The 17,678-nt window shown below is 72.0% G+C and carries 16 protein-coding genes, 1 tRNA gene and 1 pseudogene; 5 read left to right on the plus strand and 13 right to left on the minus strand.

All coding sequences use genetic code 11. From position 1 onward, the window contains the following. Window positions 1-110: 110 nt before the first annotated feature. Window positions 111-1,460: a M64 family metallopeptidase gene (locus AMK27_RS11405; RefSeq protein ID WP_241847425.1), complete on the minus strand. Its 1,350-nt coding sequence runs from the start codon at window positions 1,458-1,460 to the stop codon at window positions 111-113. Window positions 1,461-1,598: 138 nt separating this feature from the next. On the opposite strand from AMK27_RS11405, the gene AMK27_RS11410 reads away from it, so the two are divergent. Next, window positions 1,599-2,939: a helix-turn-helix domain-containing protein gene (locus AMK27_RS11410; RefSeq protein ID WP_073905212.1), complete on the plus strand. Its 1,341-nt coding sequence runs from the start codon at window positions 1,599-1,601 to the stop codon at window positions 2,937-2,939. Window positions 2,940-3,498: 559 nt separating this feature from the next. Here the strand turns inward: AMK27_RS11410 and AMK27_RS11420 are convergent. From AMK27_RS11420 to AMK27_RS11430, 3 genes are all read right to left on the minus strand, one after another. After that, window positions 3,499-3,996, minus strand: coding sequence for a hypothetical protein (locus AMK27_RS11420; RefSeq protein ID WP_073905214.1), 498 nt, complete (start codon window positions 3,994-3,996; stop codon window positions 3,499-3,501). Between the two features lie 29 nt (window positions 3,997-4,025). Beyond that, the gene (locus AMK27_RS11425; RefSeq protein ID WP_073905216.1) at window positions 4,026-5,294 is read right to left on the minus strand and encodes a hypothetical protein; all 1,269 of its coding nucleotides are present in this window, start codon (window positions 5,292-5,294) and stop codon (window positions 4,026-4,028) included. 153 nt (window positions 5,295-5,447) lie between these two features. After that, window positions 5,448-5,948, minus strand: a complete 501-nt coding sequence (locus AMK27_RS11430; RefSeq protein WP_143204843.1) for a hypothetical protein — start codon at window positions 5,946-5,948, stop codon at window positions 5,448-5,450. A gap of 160 nt (window positions 5,949-6,108) precedes the next feature. On the opposite strand from AMK27_RS11430, the gene AMK27_RS11435 reads away from it, so the two are divergent. After that, window positions 6,109-7,116: a LysR family transcriptional regulator gene (locus AMK27_RS11435; protein WP_073905220.1), complete on the plus strand. Its 1,008-nt coding sequence runs from the start codon at window positions 6,109-6,111 to the stop codon at window positions 7,114-7,116. 46 nt (window positions 7,117-7,162) lie between these two features. Here the strand turns inward: AMK27_RS11435 and AMK27_RS11440 are convergent, their stop codons facing one another. The 6 genes from AMK27_RS11440 to AMK27_RS43580 all read right to left on the minus strand — a co-directional run bounded on the left by AMK27_RS11440 (window position 7,163) and on the right by AMK27_RS43580 (window position 12,623). Further along, a complete protein-coding gene (locus AMK27_RS11440) occupies window positions 7,163-8,575 on the minus strand; it encodes a HAMP domain-containing sensor histidine kinase (RefSeq protein ID WP_073905222.1) in 1,413 nt (470 codons plus the stop codon). Between the two features lie 220 nt (window positions 8,576-8,795). Further along, window positions 8,796-9,407, minus strand: a complete 612-nt coding sequence (locus AMK27_RS11445; RefSeq protein WP_073905224.1) for a protein-disulfide reductase DsbD family protein — start codon at window positions 9,405-9,407, stop codon at window positions 8,796-8,798. Window positions 9,408-9,593: 186 nt separating this feature from the next. Further along, window positions 9,594-10,376, minus strand: a complete 783-nt coding sequence (locus tag AMK27_RS11450) for a cytochrome c biogenesis CcdA family protein (protein ID WP_073905226.1) — start codon at window positions 10,374-10,376, stop codon at window positions 9,594-9,596. Then, window positions 10,373-10,972: a TlpA family protein disulfide reductase gene (locus AMK27_RS11455; protein ID WP_073906032.1), complete on the minus strand. Its 600-nt coding sequence runs from the start codon at window positions 10,970-10,972 to the stop codon at window positions 10,373-10,375. The genes AMK27_RS11450 and AMK27_RS11455 overlap by 4 nt, the downstream gene beginning before the upstream one ends. Next, window positions 10,972-11,805 carry a thioredoxin family protein gene (locus AMK27_RS11460; protein ID WP_073905228.1) on the minus strand — a complete coding sequence of 278 codons (834 nt, stop codon included), beginning with the start codon at window positions 11,803-11,805 and terminating at the stop codon, window positions 10,972-10,974. Before AMK27_RS11460 ends, AMK27_RS11455 begins: the two co-directional genes overlap by 1 nt. Window positions 11,806-12,065: 260 nt before the next feature. Further along, the gene (locus AMK27_RS43580; protein WP_241847426.1) at window positions 12,066-12,623 is read right to left on the minus strand and encodes a hypothetical protein; all 558 of its coding nucleotides are present in this window, start codon (window positions 12,621-12,623) and stop codon (window positions 12,066-12,068) included. Between the two features lie 387 nt (window positions 12,624-13,010). On the opposite strand from AMK27_RS43580, the gene AMK27_RS11475 reads away from it, so the two are divergent. After that, window positions 13,011-13,084, plus strand: a tRNA-Ala gene (locus AMK27_RS11475). Between the two features lie 408 nt (window positions 13,085-13,492). On the opposite strand, the gene AMK27_RS11480 is transcribed toward AMK27_RS11475, so the two are convergent. Both AMK27_RS11480 and AMK27_RS11485 read right to left on the minus strand, forming a co-directional pair. After that, the gene (locus tag AMK27_RS11480) at window positions 13,493-14,230 is read right to left on the minus strand and encodes a nucleoside deaminase (RefSeq protein WP_079188407.1); all 738 of its coding nucleotides are present in this window, start codon (window positions 14,228-14,230) and stop codon (window positions 13,493-13,495) included. Between the two features lie 99 nt (window positions 14,231-14,329). Beyond that, window positions 14,330-15,135: pseudogene (locus tag AMK27_RS11485) on the minus strand (IS5 family transposase). Between the two features lie 321 nt (window positions 15,136-15,456). On the opposite strand from AMK27_RS11485, the gene AMK27_RS41765 reads away from it, so the two are divergent. Together AMK27_RS41765 and AMK27_RS11500 are read left to right on the plus strand one after the other, a co-directional pair. Continuing rightward, complete coding sequence (locus tag AMK27_RS41765) at window positions 15,457-15,933, plus strand: DUF6193 family natural product biosynthesis protein (RefSeq protein WP_143204844.1); 477 nt, start codon at window positions 15,457-15,459, stop codon at window positions 15,931-15,933. Between the two features lie 588 nt (window positions 15,934-16,521). Then, the gene (locus AMK27_RS11500) at window positions 16,522-16,902 is read left to right on the plus strand and encodes a CAP domain-containing protein (RefSeq protein ID WP_073905236.1); all 381 of its coding nucleotides are present in this window, start codon (window positions 16,522-16,524) and stop codon (window positions 16,900-16,902) included. 6 nt (window positions 16,903-16,908) lie between these two features. Here AMK27_RS11500 and AMK27_RS11505 read toward each other — a convergent pair whose 3' ends face one another. Continuing rightward, window positions 16,909-17,616, minus strand: a complete 708-nt coding sequence (locus AMK27_RS11505; protein ID WP_073906042.1) for a response regulator transcription factor — start codon at window positions 17,614-17,616, stop codon at window positions 16,909-16,911. Between the last annotated feature and the right edge of the window lie 62 nt (window positions 17,617-17,678).

Below are 17,678 nucleotides of genomic sequence, written 5' to 3' on the forward strand. Positions count from 1 at the left end.
CGACCCGGGCGTGGGACACGGCCGACGCCGAGCCGGCCGCGTCCCGCCTCACCACCGAGGGTGCTCGTTCCGAGTCCGCCGCACACCGCGACGTACGCCCGCCGGAGCCGTCAGAGCCGGACCGTCCAGCTGACCGTCGACCTCATCGTCCGGGCGATGTCGCGGTCCCGCACCGACGGCGTGCGGTCCTCGGCCGTGAGGGACAGCGTGTGCTTCCGGAGGTCGAGCAGCCGCAGGGCCAGGTCGGACACCCGCACGTGGCTGCGCCCCGCGAGGGCCTTCACCTCCCGCCCGTCCAGATACCAGCGGATCGTGAGCTGACGGCCGTCCGCCCCCGCCAGCCGGGGCACGAGGGCCTTGGCGGTGTCGCCCCCGCGGAGGGTGCGACCGGTGGCCGTGACGGGGGAGGCGATGCGCGCCTCGCGGTAGAAGCCGGCGATCATCGCCTCGACTCCGGGCAGGTTGAAGGGCTTGCCGAGGGAACGCATCAGGGAGTCCTCGGTGGGGCGCCGCAGCCCGGTGACGTAGTAGCCGCCGCCTTCGTACGCGCCGACGACTCCGCCGTCGGGAGACGGCTCGCCGAGCCAGCGGTGCCACTTGGTGCCCCGGGCGGCCATGTCGCCGGCGGTGAGGGTGGTGATGTTGGAGTCGGCGGGCTCGGGGCCCACGTACCGCTCGTAGCCGGGGTAGTCGGCGTAGAAGTACTCGTCGGCGAGCTTGCCCAAGGAATGGCCGGTCTCGTGGATCGCGACCTGGCCGGACTTCTCGTTGCCTGCCGAGGCCGTCGATATGCCCTCGTAGCCGAGGGTCTCGCTGCGCTCGTTGTAGCCGGCGCCGCCGTACTTGGTGCTGTTGGCGAGGACGAGGACCAGGTCGGCCTCCGGCGCCTTCGCGACGTACGCGTCGACCTTGCCCTGGTCGACGCAGAGCAGCCGCTCGATCTCGTCGCACCAGAAGTACGAGCCGAGTGCGGTGTCGCGGACGGTGTCGGGTGACGGGTCGCCGGAGACGCCCGACTGGTTGGAGACGGCGTCGACGGTCCAGACGTTGAAGAGGTTGCGGTAGGTGGCGTACGGCTCGACGGCCGTCAGCTCGCCCCACTTCTTCTGGGCGTCGGCGTGGAACCGGGGCAGTTCGGCGAGGGTGTAGCCGTCCCCGACGACGACGATGTCGAGCCGGTCGGCGCTGGGGCCGTTGTCGACGGTCTTGGTCACCTCGCCGTCGGCCGCCACCTCGGGCGACGACAGGCGTGCGGCCGCCCGGTCCCTGCCCTCCGGCGGCACGTGCGTGTGGCCCGAGCCGGCGAACGTCCCCTCTTCGGGGCCCGGTATCTCGACCTCGACTCCGGCCGCGCGCGGTGCCGGCGTGTCCGCGGCGACGCTGCCGGGTGCGGCGGCGAGTACGACCACGAGGGCGGCGGCCGCTCCGACCGCCATGGCTCCCCGTCGTGCTGAACGCATGAAATCAGCCCCTTGGCAGGCGAGTTAAGTGCAGCAGTAAATGTGTTGAACAGGTCGCTTAACCTAGGGGGAGGGCGAGGGCGTGCGCAATGCCTACCGCGTCTGGATACTGGGCAGTTCACGAACCAGGGGGTCCTCATGGACGATCCGGCCACGATCGGCCGCCGAGTGCAGCGACTGCGCACGCAACACGGTCTGACGCAGAAGCAGTTGGCTGATCCCCGCTACACCCCCGCGTACGTGTCGACGCTGGAGTCGGGCCGGGTCAGGCCCTCGGAGACCGCGCTGCGCTTCCTCGCCGAGCGGCTCGGTACGTCGTACGAGGAGCTGGCCACCGGCAGGCCCGCACACCTCGCCACGGAACTGCGGCTCGCTCTCGTCGAGGCGCGCCGGCAGCTGGCCACCGGGACGGCGGAGGAGGCCGCCGTGCGCTACCGGCGGCTGCTGACCGACGCGGAGCACCTCGGCCTCGAGCCCGAGCAGGCAGAGGCGCTGCTCGGGCTCGGCGACTGCGCCCTGGAGAGCGGGCAGTTGGCCGACGCGGGCCGTCATTTCCAGGCCGTCGAGCGGCTCCTCGCCGAGGAGCCGCTGCCGCGCCGCGCCCGCGCGATCCGGGGCCGTGCCGTCGCGCACCTCCTTGCCGGCGAGCTGCGTTACGCCTGCTACCTCCTCGAGTCCGCCATCGACGAGCTCGGCGCGAGCGGCCTCGCCGACCCCGAAGCGCTGGTCGTCCTGTACGCCGCCGTGATCGGTCCGTACATGGACATGGGCGCCCACGCCCGCGCCGCCCACGCCGCCGAACTCGCCCTCGCGCTGGCTCCGCAGGTCGACGATCCGGCACTGCTCGCGGGCATGCACCGGCAGGTGGCCCGCACCTTCCTCGCCGAGGGGCGCACGGCCGACGCGGACGCCTCACTGGCCAAGGCGCAGGCGATCTACCAACAGCTGAGCCTGCGTACCGACCTCGCGCACTGCCACTGGATGCGCGGCTACGTCCTGGCGCAGAGCGGGGAACTGGCTTCGGCCGAGACGGAGTTGCGAGCCGCCCGCGAGATGCTGAGCAGCAGGCGTGCGGCGCTGTTCACCGCGCAGGTGGAGGTGGAGCTGGCCGATGTCCTGCGGCGGCTCGGACGGCACGACGAGGCGTCGGAGCTGCTCTCGGCGTTTCTCGAACTGGGCGACCGACACGGCGCGGTGCACGCCGGGGGCGCGCACCGGCTGCTCGGGCTGATCGCCGAGGAACGGGGGGACAGCGAGACCGCCGAGGAGCACTACGTCACGGCCCTGGGACTGCTGGAGCGCAGCGGCGCGAGCGGCGACCTCGCCGATCTGTGCCGCCTGCTCGGCGACCTGCTGCGCCGCGGCGGCCGTACTGAGGCAGCCCTGGACGCCTACCGCACGGGGCTGGGGCACCGGTCGGCCCCCGGCACGACGACGCTGGGACCGGCTCCGACGGCACCGGCGCTGCCGCGGAGGTGAACGAGCGGCCGACCGTGCCGTTCGCCGCGTTCTGGATCTCGTCGACGACACCCCCCGGGGATGTCACGCCGGAAGAACTGGGCCAGCCCCACGAACAGCACCGGACCGTCCTGTTCGGTACTCCACGGCCGGCCCGACGGCCGGAGGCCGGCGGCCCGGGCGCTGCGGATCTCCTCCGGTGCGTACCCCTCGGACTCGCGCCGGTGCGGCTCGTGGCAGAGCGGCCACGGTTCGTCGTCCGGCCACAGCATCGGCCCGCCGACGTGGCTGTCGTGCATGCCGGGCCTCCCCGGTCTCGGGTGCAACCGGGTCGCACGGGCCCGGTAGGGGACCAGCTCCGGGAACACGGCCTCCACGGACGCCGGTCTGGCCGGTGTGGTCCTCGTCATGCGCAGGCCGTACGCGACCGGGCGCGGCCCCCGCGAACGGATGGCAGCGAGCCCGGTGGAGGCCGGTACCGGGGTGGTCACGCAGGTCGCCCGGTGACCGGGGCCGCCGGAGGCGACCGCGACCACCGGGCGGAGCCGCCCGTTTCCCGGACGGTGCCGACGCGCGCCGCTCAGCAGTTCCGGATGGACCACACAGGTGTCCAGTCGTACGTGAAGGGCGTGGGATCCGGCAGAACGACGTCCAGCACCTTGCCGTTCTGGCCGTAGAAGAACGCGGCGGCACCGACCTGGTTGTTCACCACCTGGCCCACACCGTTCCAGTGGGACAGGGAGTACTGCTGGCACCGGTACAGGAAGAAGACCTTGTACTTGCCGACCACCGGGTCCCAGACCCCGGTGCAGAGATTCCCCGACGCACACGTGACGGGGCTGCCCGACGTCGTGTGCACGTAGTCCGCCCAGGGCGAGACCGTCGGGGACACGGCCGCCACGGCACGCGAGGACAGCCCCTCGCCCCGGGGTGCCGGCGGCATGACCATGGTGTGGCCGCCGCTCTCGCGGGGCCCGTCCGAGGCCGCAGCCTGGGCCGGACCCGCCGCGAAGGCGGAAACCAGCACCCACAGGAGGGCACCCACCACACCGAGGGTGGAACGCCGGGTACGCGACATCGTCACTCCTTCTCCGGGAATCCCCGGGATCACTTCGGATCCGTGCACAGCGGCACGTCCGGCAACTGGTTCGCCGGATGGCTGATGTAGATGTTGGTGACGTAGCCCCCGTACTGCGGCAGGTACGCCCACCAGTCGTTGGTGTACGGCGGGACGGAGACGAGCTGCCCCTTCTTCTGGCAGCCCACCAGCACCTCCACGCCGGCCGGGAGCCGGGTCAGCAGGTTGTCCCCGACAACCGGCGACGTCCTGACGGCGACGTCCTGACCCCACGTCCCGTACCACTTCCCCTTCGGCGCCGTTCCGCCGGGAACGTTCAGAGAGCGGGTCAGCCGGCCGAGGTCGGTGTACGCCTTTCCGTACGACGTGCCGTCCGGGTGCAGGGTGAGGACGGCCACGATCGAGCGGTCACCGGCCCCGACGGTGCCGGTGGTGTGCAGCGCCGGTCGGCTCAGGTCGACGCTCGCCTCACCCGCGCCTGCGGACGAGGCCGAGGGCGCGGACGCTGGGGCGGACGCGGGGGCCGAGGCGGGGGCCGAGGCGTCGGTGCCACTGGCCGCAGTCGCGCTCACGGAACCGCAGCTCCCCGTCGCGTACTTCCCCGACCAGCCCTGCTTCACGGCCCACGGGCGGTCGAACGCGCCGGCGATGCCGAAGTGCTGGTCGAAGGAGTCCGACGCGCACCGGGTCGACTGGCGCAGACGCTCCATGACGAAGTCGCGGACCGGCGCGGGAGCGGACTCCAGGATGTGCCGGTAGGTCTTCACGGTGTCGCGGGCCGACATGGCCGTGTAGCCCCAGTACCCCTCGTAGCCCGCCGGTGGGGGAGCGGTGTCGGCGAGCCCGAGCCGCGTGACCATGCGCTCGACGATCGCCGGCCCGCCGTAGGTGGACCAGTAGTGGTTGGCGGCGGCGTCCTGACTGCTGCGGAGCATGGCGTCCAGCCGGGTGCGGTCGGCGGCCGGGATGCTGTCGGGGCTGCGGTTCCAGAGGAAGTCGAGGGCGAGCAGGAGCTTGACGACCGACGCGGACCGGAACGTGGCGGCCGGGGCGAGCTGTTCGGTGAACGTCCCGGTCTGCCGGTCGAAGACCGCCACGCCCGCCGTGACCCCCGCGGGCACCTGGGGGCTCGCGGGCGCGGCCGACACGAAGCCACCTGTCGGCTCCGTCGCGGCCGCGACGGGGTGCGGGAGCGCCGCGCCGGTGAAGGAGAGGAAGAGGAAGGCCGCGGTCGCGACGAGCAGGCGCCGAGGCGTACGGCGAGCTGTGGTGGGGGAGTGCCTGGCGATGCGGAGCATGGTGTGAGAGGTCCTCGCTTGGTGGGGGAGCGGGATGCCCGGCCGGTCTCGGCAAGGGTCGGCGGACGAGGGCGCCGGGACCGCGGTGCGGAGCCCCTGGCAGGACGCGAGGGGCTCCACGGGAGCGGACCGGGCGGTCGACTCCCGGCGGCCCTACGGGATGTTGCACTCCGTCATGCCGGGCCAGGGGTCGGTCGACGTCCACACGTCGACGGCGGGGATGAAGCCCCACCCGTGATGGCCCTCGCGACCGGGAGCCATGCGGTCACCCATGGTGTAGTACCAGATGTTGTTGCCGCCGCTGTGCGCGGCGCCCCTGCCCCAGCACACGAACCAGCTCGTCGACGTGTCGATCCAGCCGATCGCCGAGCAGACGGAGATGAAGCTGGCGCAGCCGTACAGCGGCGCGCCGGCCCGGTTGCCGCACACCCAGTCGCGCGTCCAGGTGCGCCCCGTGTACGCGTCGTAGTGGCTGACGTTGCGGGCGGTGCACGACGCCTGGGCCGCGAGGGGCGCGGCCTCGGCCGTGGACGGCGCGCTTTGCACCGCGCGGGTGGTCGTGCCGGCCTGCGGCGACGACGCCTGAACGGCGCCGGCGCTGAACAGCACGGCCAGGAGGGCGGCGAGCATCGCCACCGCTCGTCTCACAGACATGTTTCGGCCCCCGTTGTCGAGAAAGCAATGGTCGGAACGCCCTGTGGAACCGAGGAGGTTTCACGGGGCGTCGCTTGAGAGCCGAGCCTTCCACTCGCACTCTGTTCATGTCACCGCTTGTGGCCATGCGACATGAAAGAGGATCAATAAGGGATTCATCATGGTTACTGGCGAAACGGCCGCTGGAGGCGCCGCGCCGACGCCCGACCCGAAGACGCCGAGCGCGCATCAGCTCCGGCTCTTCGTCGCCCTCGCGGAGGAACTCCACTTCTCACGAGCCGCCGCCCGGCTGTTCATGACGCAGTCGGCGCTGAGCCAGCAGATCAGAGACCTGGAGAAACGCCTCGGGGTACGGCTGTTCGACCGTTCGAGCCGGGCCGTGACGCTCACCCCGCAGGGCCGGGTGCTGCTGGCGGACGCGCGCGGAGTCGTGGCGGCCATGGACCGGCTGAGCCGCAGCGCTTCGACGCAGGCGCGCCGCCTCTCCGGACGGCTCGTCGTCGGCACCATCGGCGCGGAGGCGGCGATGCCCTATACGCAGGCGGTGCTGCGTCTGCTCCACGAACGGCATCCGTTGGTCGAGGTCGACGTGCGCAGCCTCCATTTCGCCGACCACTTCGACGCCCTGTTCCGCCATGACGTCGATGTTGCCTTTCTCCGCCCACCGGTCCCGCCCGGCGTCGAGGTGCAGCACCTGGCCACGGAACCGCGGTTGGCCTGCCTCTCCGAGAGCGACCCGCTCGCGGACCGCGACCGGATCACCCTCGCCGAGCTGGCGCGCCACCCGGTGATCGACGTCCCGCCGCAGGTGCCGCGGCTCTGGTGGGACTTCTGGGCCGCCGACCCGCGCCCCGACGGCACCCCGGTCCGCTACGGACCCGTCGCCTCGGACCTGGAGGGCCTGCTGCACCTCGTGGCCCAGGGCAGGGGCATGTGCTTCCTGCCGGCCGCCGCGCGCGACCTCTTCCCGCGCCCCGGCATCCGCTACGTCGAGGTCACGGACCTGCCCCCGTCGACGGCGGGACTCGCCTGGCTCAGGGAGAACCGCGCGGAACCGCTTGTGGAGGCGGTGGTGGCAGCCGCCGGACATGTGGCCTCGGCCCGGGACCCGGGGACCGTCGGGGACAGGAGCCAGGACGATGACCGACCCCACGACTTGGAGCACTGACCCCACGACATGGAGGACCGACCCCACGACACGGAGGACTGGGCGGTCAGTCGCCCGCCGCGCCCGGCGCCGTCCGGGCCGCGGCCGACTTCCGACCCCTGCGGCGCGAGCGCGGACGCCCCGGCGCCGCGCCCGTCGACAACTGGAACGTGACCGCCACACGGGCACCGCCCAGAGGGCCGCGCGTGATGCGGACGGCGCCCCGGGCGGCGAGGGCCGCGCGACGGGCGATGTCGAGACCGAGGCCGGTGGAGCCCGTACTCCCGCCGCGGGCGAGCGCACCGTCCGGGTCGGCGATGCCGGGGCCGGCGTCGTGCACGGTCAGTTCCACGGTGTGGGCGGTGCGGCACACGGAGACCTCCAGGGCGGTGCCCGGGGCGGTGTACCGGAAGACGTTGCCCACGAGCGCGTCCACGACGGCCGTGATGTCCGCTTCGGGCAGGCGGACGGGGGTCGTCTCGTCCGTGATCTGCAGGGTGCAGGGACGGTCCTGCTGACCCGCGAGCACGGCCCAGAAGGCCGCGCGCCGACGGACGACGTCGGCGACCTCGCAGGTGGCCCCGCCCTCCCGCGGCCCGTCGGGCGACTCCTCGCCCCGCAGCGCCCGGCCCATCGGGCCGACGGCGAGCGGCGTGCGCGCCTCGGCGATGATCGCGTTGAGCTCCCGCTCCAGTTCGGCGACGGCCGTCTGGATGCGTCCGGTGTCGGCGCTCGGCGCGATCCGCTCGACCGCCAGGTGCAGGGCGGTCAGGGGCGTGCGGAGCCGGTGGGACAGGTCCGCGACCAGCTCCCGTTCGACGGCGAGCAGGTCCGTCATGCGGTCGGCCATGGTATTGAAGGCCGTTCCCGCTTCCTTCAGTTCCGGCGGTCCCTTCGGCTGCACACGGGTGTCGAGGTTGCCCGTGCCGAGCCGGCGTGATGCCTCGGCCAGCCGCTTCGCCGCCGTGACGACGGCGGAGCCGAGGCGGTCGGCGACCAGGACGGAGCCGCCGAGCAGGACGACCGCCAGACCCGCCATGACGCTCCACGACAGGGCGACCCCCCGGGTCAGGTCGTCGTCGGGGACGAAGTTCTCCACCACCGCGACCCGGTCCTGGGGCAGGATCACCGGCTGCAGATAGATCCAGCCGCCGGGCACGTCCCGGGAGATGGACTCGCGCTCCTCCTCGGCCCGGCCCAGCAGCTCCGGCGGAGCGTGGCCCGCGCCGCCGACCGTGCTGTGGTCCGGCAGATGGATGACCATGTGCTCGGCCGCGCGGAGCCCCGCCCCCGCCTCACGCAGCTCGGCCGCGTCCGTGGTGAGGGCCAGGATCGGCGCCATCGCCGCCGCGCTCTGTTCGGCCGCCGTGATGCTCTGCTCGCGGGCCAGCGACATCACGAGCAGACCGAGCGGGATCAGGAACGACAGCGCCACCATGGAGGTGACGGCCAGGGCCACCCCCGCCAGGGAGCGCCTCACCGCGGGGCTCCGGGCTCGGCACGGCGTCTACGGGACCCTCGGTTCACGGGTGCGGCGCTCCAACGGGTAGCCGTGTGCGCAGCGCCACGGTGAGGGATTCGGGTCCGAGGTCCAGGGGCCGGGGTCCGGGCGACGGGCGGCCGGAGGGGCTCCCGGTACGACGTCCTCCGGGAGGGGCATATGCCGTCGTATCGGCCCCGTGATCCGGTACGACGGACCGTCAGGAGGTGCCGAACGACAGGCCGTGCTCGCCGGTGCGCAGGGACACCGCCCGGTCGGCCACCGGGATCGTACACCCCTCGGTCGAACTGCAGCTCGCGTAACCGATCAGCACCTTCGCCTCGCCAGGACCGGTCGCCCGGATCGGCAGCGTCACCCTGACGGGGCCGTCGGGGTAGACCGGTACGGCGGCGCGTACACCGGGCACGGTGATGCTCTTGACCGGCTTGTCCACGGTCATCTCACCGGAGCTGGCGACCGAACCGACGGGACGGACCTCGGTCGGTCGCCCCACCCCTTCGACGCCCTCGGCGGGGAGCGCGGTGCTGTAGAGGTGGAAGCCGGCTTCGTCGGGTGTGAACGTGGCGACCAGGGTCCCCGCGTCGGACTTCCAGTCGGCCACGCTCAGCCGGACGGTGACGCCGTTCTCGTTGAACTCCGTCTCCGCGGTGGCGGTGGCGGTGGCGGTGGCGGCGTGCGGCGGCGCGGACTCCTGGCCGCAGCCGGTCAGCGCGGCGGTGGCCAGCAGCGCGGCCGCGGCCCAGGCGAAGCGCGTGCGCGCGGCGCGGGGGAGGCGGGGGGACGGGTGAGGGGCAGGGTGGGTGGAGGCCATGGGGTGTCTCATGTCGTCGTTCCAAGTCTTTCGGATGCTTCGGCCACTTCGGCCACTTCGTTCACTTCGGGTGCTTCGGGCATTTCTGGAGTTTCGGGGAGAGCGGGCTGCCCCGTCGCGGACTTGACCGGCCCTCTCGGGTACCGGTCCTCTCGGGTACCGGCCGGCCGTCTTGGGTACCGCCGTTCACAGGAACGAGGTCGTGCCCTGCAGCCGTACCTGCAACGCGTACACCAGGTCGGTCCACAGGCCGCTGACCAGCAGGAGGCCGACGAGGACCAGCAGTGCGCCGCCGGCCCGCATGACGGTCCCGTGGTGGTTCCTGACCCAGCGGAAGGCGCGCAGGGCGCGTTGGAAGGCGAGTGCGGTGAGAAGGAAGGGCGCGCCGAGCCCCGCGCAGTAGCAGACCATGAGGAGGGCGCCGCGCCCGGCGCTGGCCTCGTTCCAGGCCAGGGCCTGCACGGCGGCCAGGGTCGGCCCGATACAAGGGGTCCAGCCCACGCCGAAGACGACGCCCAGCAGGGGTGCGCCGGCCAGCCCGAAGGAGGGCCGGCGGCTGCTGCGCAGCTCGCGCTGGGTGAACCCGGGCAGCCAGCCCGCGAACGCGAGTCCCATGACGACGGTGAACAGGCCGAGGACCAGGGTGATGCCGTCCTGATACGCGAGCAGGTTGCGCCCGACGAAGCCGAACAGGGCGCCCCCGGACACCAGGACGCCGCTGAAACCCAGGACGAACAACGCCGCTCCGGCGACCATCCGCCCGCGCCGCCCGCCGTCCGCCTCGGCGAGGTCGGACACAGACAGGCTGGTGACGTAGCTCAGGTAGCCCGGCACGAGCGGCAGGACGCACGGGGAGAGGAAGGACACCAGACCCGCGGCCACGGCCACCGGCACGGCGAGGAGCAGGGTGCCCGACACGGCGCCGGCGGCCGGCCCGGCGGCGAGCGCCGCCCACGCGGGGCCGGTCACCCGTCCTCCCCGGCGACCCGGTCCACGAGGGGCTCCAGCTGCGCGCGGGTGACCGGGCCGGAGACGGCGACGGCGATCCGGCCCTGCCGGTCGATGACCAGAGTGGAGGGGATGGCCTGCGGGTTGAGCAGCGCGGGCGGGAAGTCCAGCAGCAGCATGCCGTCGGGATCGTGGATGCTCGGGTACCGCAGACCGTAGGTCCGCTCGAACTCCCGGGCCGGCCCGGTGGAACGGTCGCGGACGTTGACGCCAAGGAGCTCCACCCCGCGGGGCGCCGCCGCACCGCGCAGCGCCTCCAGGTCGGCGGCCTCGGCGCGGCAGGGGGCGCACCAGGAGCCCCACACGTTCAGGACGACGACCTTGCCGCGGTACGAGCGCAGAGCCAGGTCCCGGCCCGTGAGGTCCCGGCCGGCGGTGTCGGGCGCGGAGGGGCGTTCGGCGACCGGCAGCGCCGCCGCGGTCCCGATGGTGCCCGCTCCCGGCGCGCCGCCGTCCGCTCCCGTCGCGTCGCCCCCGCCGCAGCCGGTGGCCGCGAGGGCGAGGAGGAACAGGAGGACCGTGGCTGCCGCGCCGCGTCTGTGGCCGCGGGCCGTCATCAGGCCCACTTCCGCAGGAACGCGCCGAGGCCCGCCTCGGTCAGCCCGGGGTTGCCGGTCGAGTGGGTCTCGGTCACCACCTTGCCGTTGCCGTCGAGGACGACCAGGACGGGCATCTTGTACGCGCCCTCGCCGGAGCAGTAGTCGCGCAGGAGGTCGAAGGCCGAGGAGTCCTGGCTGCCGATGTCGACCTTGACCACGTGGTACGAGGAGTCCAGGAGCGCCCCCACGCCGCTCGTGGCGAACACCCGGTCGGCGGCTTTGCAGTTGCCGCACCAGTTGGCCCCGAAGTCGATCAGCACCTTCTTGCCGTCGGCCTTGGCTGCGGCGACCGCCGCCGTGACGGCGCCCCGGGCGTCCGCGCCGGTCGGGTAGCCGCTGGTGAAGCCCGAGGAGCCCGAGGGACCGGCTGAACCGGAGGAGTCCGAGGAGCCCGCGGCGGGGGCGGTCTTCTTCGCGGTGGGCCTGGTCGGGGCGGGCGCGGCTGTCGTCCTGGCGGGGCGAGGCGCGGCCTTGGTCGTCGCCGCGGGGCGCTTGGCCACCGGCGAGGAGGTGGAAGGGCTCGGCCGGGTCGTCGGAGGAACCGACGTCGCTACGGCGGTGGGGGAGGCGGATGCCGTCGCCGCCTCCATGGGCACAGGATCGGCGTTTGCCAAGTCGGCGGGCGCGTCCGGAACCGCGGCCACGGACACGTTCTGCGCCGCGTCGTTCTTCGAGCCGCCCACTCCCCAGGCCGTGGCGACAGCGGCGGAGGCGACCGTGAGGGAGACGGCCGAGAAGCGGACGAGGCCCTGGATGCCGACGGTGCGTTGTTTGCGCCGGTGTGCGGCCATGACGGATCAACCCCTTGTGTCGGTGAGCTCTCCGGGGCCTGGAGGCGGCCGATACCGGAGCGGGCGCAGGACGCGGCCCGGCGTGCTGCCCGCCGGGGCCGGAGCGATCGTCCTGACCGACCGTGAGCCTAGGCGCCGGGAACGCGCCCCGGACCGTCCTGATGCCACCCATCAGGCACGCTTAAGGAACTGCTCAGGTTCGTGACCGCACGCCCCTCACCAGGGGTTCTCCCCTTGTCCCTGGGCGCCTGCCAGAGGACTCACAACCGGGTCTCGCGCACGCTGGCCTGCGCCTTCGGCACGACGGTCGCCGTGATCTGCGAACGATGGTCGTCGCTGGTGAAGACGACCACCAACGTGCCGGGATCGCTCTGACCGGTGCTCGTGCGGAAGCCCGGATCGGGAACGGCCGAGACGAAGCACACGCTGTCGCGGCCGTACTGGACGGTGACCTTGCCCCCCTCGGAGGGAACCGTGTGCAGCCCGGGGCCGCCGCTGCACTTCGGGGCCGACGGCCGGGGCGTGGGCGGGACGGGCGCCCGCGTGGCCGTGGGTGACGGCGAGGGCGTCCGGGTGGTCGGCGGCGGTGACGAGGGGGACGAGGGCGGGGTGGTGGGCGCCTTCGGTGGGGTCGCGACGGACGAGGCAGGGACCCCGACGAGGACGGACGGGGAGGGGTACACCGCCTGGACCGAACGCGCGGCCGGCGGGGTCGGTCGGGTCAGGCCGATGACGAAGTACACCGTGAGCATCACCGCGGTGACGCTCGCCGCGGTGCACGACAGCCATATGAGGAGATAGCGCAGGAGGCGTGGCACCGCATCAGTGTGGCCGACGGCAACCGCACCACCCACCCCGCCCTCGCACTCGTCCCGTACGGGCCGACGGCGCAGATATGGAGCGGCGCACTCGTGCCGTACGGGCCGAGGCCCCACCAGCGGCCCGACCTGGCGACCGCTCCGAGCCGGTCGCCGATCGGAGATCGGAGAAAGCAAAACGTCCTGGCGGGGCCGGGGGTACCTGACCGAGTCCGGTACAGGGTCCGCACCTGCACGAGGTTCTCCTTGCCGAGCTGTGCGAGATGGCTTTGTTCACGACTTCGGGTTCTGGCACAACTTCTGTGAAGCCGTCACGGCGAGTGGTCTGTGGGGCCGGGGATATTCGAGGCAGCGGAGCGCAGAGGCTCGTATGATCCCTGCCAGGACGGGGCTCGTAGCGCAGGGGTTGTCGCGCCTTCACCGCATGTGGGAGGACGCCGGTTCGAATCCGGCCAGCCCCGTCCTGCCTCTTCTCCAGAAGCCTGCTTCGACGTCTGGAAGACATCTCGGCCGTTGCTCAGAGTGCTCTGTCACAGAAACTGTGACAGAGCCCGACTTCGAGCAGCATTTGTTCACAGCTCCGGGAGGCGCGCTTGGCAAGCCCGGGAGGCGATGTCCACGAGAACGGGAGGCACCTGCCCCGGTCGGCAACGGAGCTCCGGCCGCTGCGGCCTCCGCCCGTAGCCAGCGCTTTTGCTCGGACCGTCGCGGCACGGTCGACGGCCAGCCGCCGGCCACCGCTGCGGTGCTGTCCGTTCACGGGTTCTGGCTCAACTTCTGTGGTGGTGCGGCACCCCCACTCGTACCCACAGCACGGAGATCTCACTGACCGGCTGGTCGCGTCGCCAGATGCACGTTGTAGGGCTACCTCAGCGTTCCACTCTCAGCCGGCGGGCGGTCGCGGCGTCACCGATGGCGTGCCACTGGCTTGCCAGCCATTCTTCGACACTCCTCGCCACAGGCAGACCAGGCGGCAAGGCGTCATGCAGGCCGGCCGTCTCCGGCTCCAGCTCTCGGCAGCGAACTAGCGTCGCCGGTTCCTCTGTTCCTTGTGCGGCTACCGAAACACTGCGCAGAAACATGACGTTGGCCACCACCAACCAAGGTTGCTGATCCATTCCCGCCACACCCGAGGAACCATCGTTCCCGCTGGCCAGTGCCCATGGATCCGGGGCCAGGTACCGCACCTCCCCTACGCCCGTGAAGGCAGCCGCAGCCGTGCACATATGGCAGGGCTCCTGCGTGCTCCACAGGGTCAGGACGCTGAGGTCCCAATCGGTTCGTGCCGCGCCCAGAGCGTTCATCTCGGCGTGCGCAAGCGGCGAACCGCGCAGGGGACCCCCTCCGGGGCCGTCGTCATAGGCATGGTTCCGCCCTTCGGCCCTCACCACGCCGGTGGGATCAGTGAGCACTGATCCCACCGCCAGACCCCCGGCCGCCAGCGCCTCGTACGCCAACGCCAAGCAGCGTCTCACCGCCTCGGGTGCTGCTGCCCACTCCGCATTGAAGTTCCCCACATCAGCCAACCTCTCACATCGGCGGATGCCTCCTCCACGCAGGAGCGAACCCTCCACGAGAGTTGAGCCAGAACCTGTTCTCGTGAACATCGGGCGCGGGGGGCCTACCGAACTGCTGTCGAAACGCTGCTCCACGACGTGAACAGAGCCAGTCTGTGTGGGTTGATTCGACCAGGGCGTTTCTTTGGATCATCTCGCTGACCAGATGAAGATGGCGGCGATGTGGAGTCCTGAGAGGTAGGTGGTGGCGGTCCTGTCGTAGCGGATGGCCAGGCCGCGCCACTGTTTGAGCTTGTTGATGCACCGCCCGACGGTGTTGCGCTGCTTGTAGGCCTCGCGGTCGAAGGCCGGCGGGCGGCCGTCTTGGCTGCCGCGGCGATTGCGGTTGGCGGCCTGGTCGGAGGGCTGCGGGATCACGGCCCGGATCCCGCGTCGGCGGAGGTGGGTCCGGATCGCGCGGGAGGAATGAGCCTTGTCGGCGACGATCGAGTCCGGTGCGATCCGGGGCCGGCCGATTGGCCGGGGCACCCCTAAGTGGGCCATGACCTCGGGAAACGCGGGCGCGTCACCGGCCTGGCCGGGCATGAGGATGAACGCGAGCGGGCGGCAGTTGCCGTCTGCGGCGAGGTGGACCTTGGTGGTCAGTCCGCCGCGGGACCGTCCGAGGGCATGATCTTGCGGCTCGCCAGCCGGAGCCCCTTTTGACGTGCCCAGGCGGCGTGCTGGTGGGCGCGGACGATGGTGGAGTCGACTGCGACGACCCAGTCGAGGTCGCCTTCGGCGTCGGCCTGGGCGAGGAGCGTGGCGAAGGCCTTCTCCCAGGTGCCGTCGGCGGCCCATTTCCGTAGGCGGCTGTGGACGCCCTTCCACGACCCGAAGTGCTCGGGCAGGTCCATCCACGGTGTGCCGGTGCGGTACTTGAACGCGATCGCGTCGATCACCTGCCGGTGATCACGCCAGCGTCCGCCCCGCTTCGGCGTCCGATCCGGAAACATCGGCTCTATGCGCGCGCTGCGGGTCAGTCAACGATCCGATGATCGGAAAGCGGCAGTCGTCAGGCCGGAGTGTTCGGTCACACTGGTGCGATGAACTTCGGGGCGCGGCTTGGCGAGAATGTCTGGAACGATGACGGCGCCCTCCGGGCTGCGCTGGGGCGTACGGCCGAGGGGCTCGGGCTTGTCCTGCCCGAGTCGGACCGGGAGCGTGGACGCCTCGCAGAGTACGTCGAGGCGAGAAGCGGCCGGCGCGTGATGGTGTGTCCACCCGGCGAGAGGCATCGGACATTTCAGGTAACCCTCAAGGAAAACGGCACACCCTTGGCCTGGGGGTGGACCGCAGACCTGGACCAAGTGGTCAGGGCGACGGCAGCGTGGACGGGCGGCGCGGGCCTTGAGGAGACCAAGGCTCACGCCTCGTTCATCCAGTTCAGGCCCTGGGCCCTCGACCACGAGCGGGAGCCGTTCGGTGTCGTCGAGTTGACGTGGCGCGTCAAGCTCGACCTCATCCACATGCCGCCGTACGACCACCCGCGCGCCAACGCACTGCTGGCTGCGGCGTACGCCCAGCCGGTGCTCCGCCAGCTGATGCCGGTCAACAGCCACTTCAACCTCTGGTTCTCCACCAGTGTCGAGGAGATCTGGAAGCGGCGGATCGGGTACGTCATCTGTCCGCACCACGAGGGGCTGTACGAGGTGGGGAACGAAGGCAGGCTGGTCGCGCGCACCGAGACGCCGGAGGAAGCCGTCGCCTTCGTGGTGACCGCCCTCCCGGAGGGGCTCGGGCCGGCGAGCTGAGGCCAAAGGAGCGCGGACAGCGCGTGGGGCTCTTGCAGCACAGGAAGGCGGGACCACCGCCCTGACATGCTGACGGCAAGATCCGTAAGACACTCCCTAGGTGAGTGCACTCCGTATCGATACGGCGTGCTTGCACGCACGAGGTCACCGTGAACGCTGGTCCGGCCGGTGACGACATTGCAGGAGGCGAGATGCCGTCCGAACAGAGCGGTGATGGGCCAGCGGGAGACCGGGACAAGCCGTTTCTTCACGGCCGCATCGGTTGCCTTGGGCAGCGGCCCGCCGGGTCCGACGCCGGCCACGGGAGCGCCGACCACCGAAGCGGCGACCACCGGGCTGCCGACCACCGCACCGTCGTCCCCGTCGGTCGCCCCACAGACGTGACGACCCTCTCCACCGCGCCGACCGCGCCCCCGGCCTCCCCGCCCTCCTCGGCCACCGCCAGGGCGCCTGGACGTTCCGCGTCCCCGGGCGGGCAGAAGCCCAGGTCCGCGCCGCCTATCCCCCCTCGTGAAGCCGTCGGCCACCGAGCCCGACAGGGCTGCCCGCCCGGCAGGCGACAGTGAGGCCGAGGAGGTTGTACGCCTCGTGAACGTCGAACGCGCCGCCGCGGGCTGCAAGGCCCTGCCGGTTGACGCGGACCTCACAGAGGCGGCCCAGGACTACACCCACGGCATGGCCGCCACCGGCAACCTCTCCCACACGGGAACCGACGGCTCCCAGCCGCAGGACCGCATCGAGGCGGCCGGATACGCCTGGTCACGCTCCGGCGAGCACATAGCCGAGGGACAGGCCGACGCGGCCGCCGTCATGGATGCCTGGATGCACAGCCCCGGCCACCGGGCCGATATCCTCAACTGCGGCTTCACCGAGATCGGCGTCGGCGTCAGCACCGACGGAGTCCCCTGGTGGACACAGGACTTCCGGCACTCCCTCTTGAGCCTCCAGTGCCCCCTGAGCCCCCCTTGACCCTCCTCAGCGCGGCGCCACCAGCTTGATGCCCACCCCGCGCACGGTGCGCAGATAGCGTGGTGCCGAGGCCCGCTCGCCGAGCTTGCGGCGCAGCGCCGACACGTGCACGTCGATGGTCTGGTCCTCGATGTACGCCTCCTGCCACACCTCCGCGAGCAGCCGGTGCCGGGACACCACCGTGCCGGCGTGCCGGGCGAGAAAGGCCAACAGGTCGAACTCCCGCCGCGTGAGGACCAGTTCGCGCCCCGCCAGATAGGCCGAACGCGCCGGCGGATCCACGGTCAGCTCGCCGACCGTCACCAGACTCGACGGATCGGCGGCCGCGGCCTGTCCGGCGACCGTGGCGGGGACCGCGGTGCGCCGCAGCACCGCCGAGAGCCGGGCCAGGAGCTGTGCTCCGGAGAACGGCTTGACGAGGTAGTCGTCGGCGCCCGCGTTCAGGAGCTTGACGATCTCGCTCTCGTCGTCGCGGGCGGTCGCGACCACCACGGGCACGTTCGATATCCCGCGGATCATGCGGAGCGCGTCGCCGCCGTCGAGGTCGGGCAGGCCCAGGTCCAGCACCACCGCGTCCAGCGAGCCCTGCGCGACCTCGCGCAGCGCGCCGAACCCGTCGCCCGTGCTGCGCACCGCGTGGCCGTGCTCCGCGAGGATCTCCATCAGCGAGGCACGGATGCTGGGGTCGTCTTCGACCACGAGTACGCAGGGCATGGCGGACACCCTACAACCGGCTGTCCGCCATCCGGACAGCCCTCCGCAGGGTCGGATCCGGA

The sequence above is a fragment of the Streptomyces sp. CB02009 genome, from assembly GCF_001905825.1.
GTDB lineage: Bacteria > Actinomycetota > Actinomycetes > Streptomycetales > Streptomycetaceae > Streptomyces.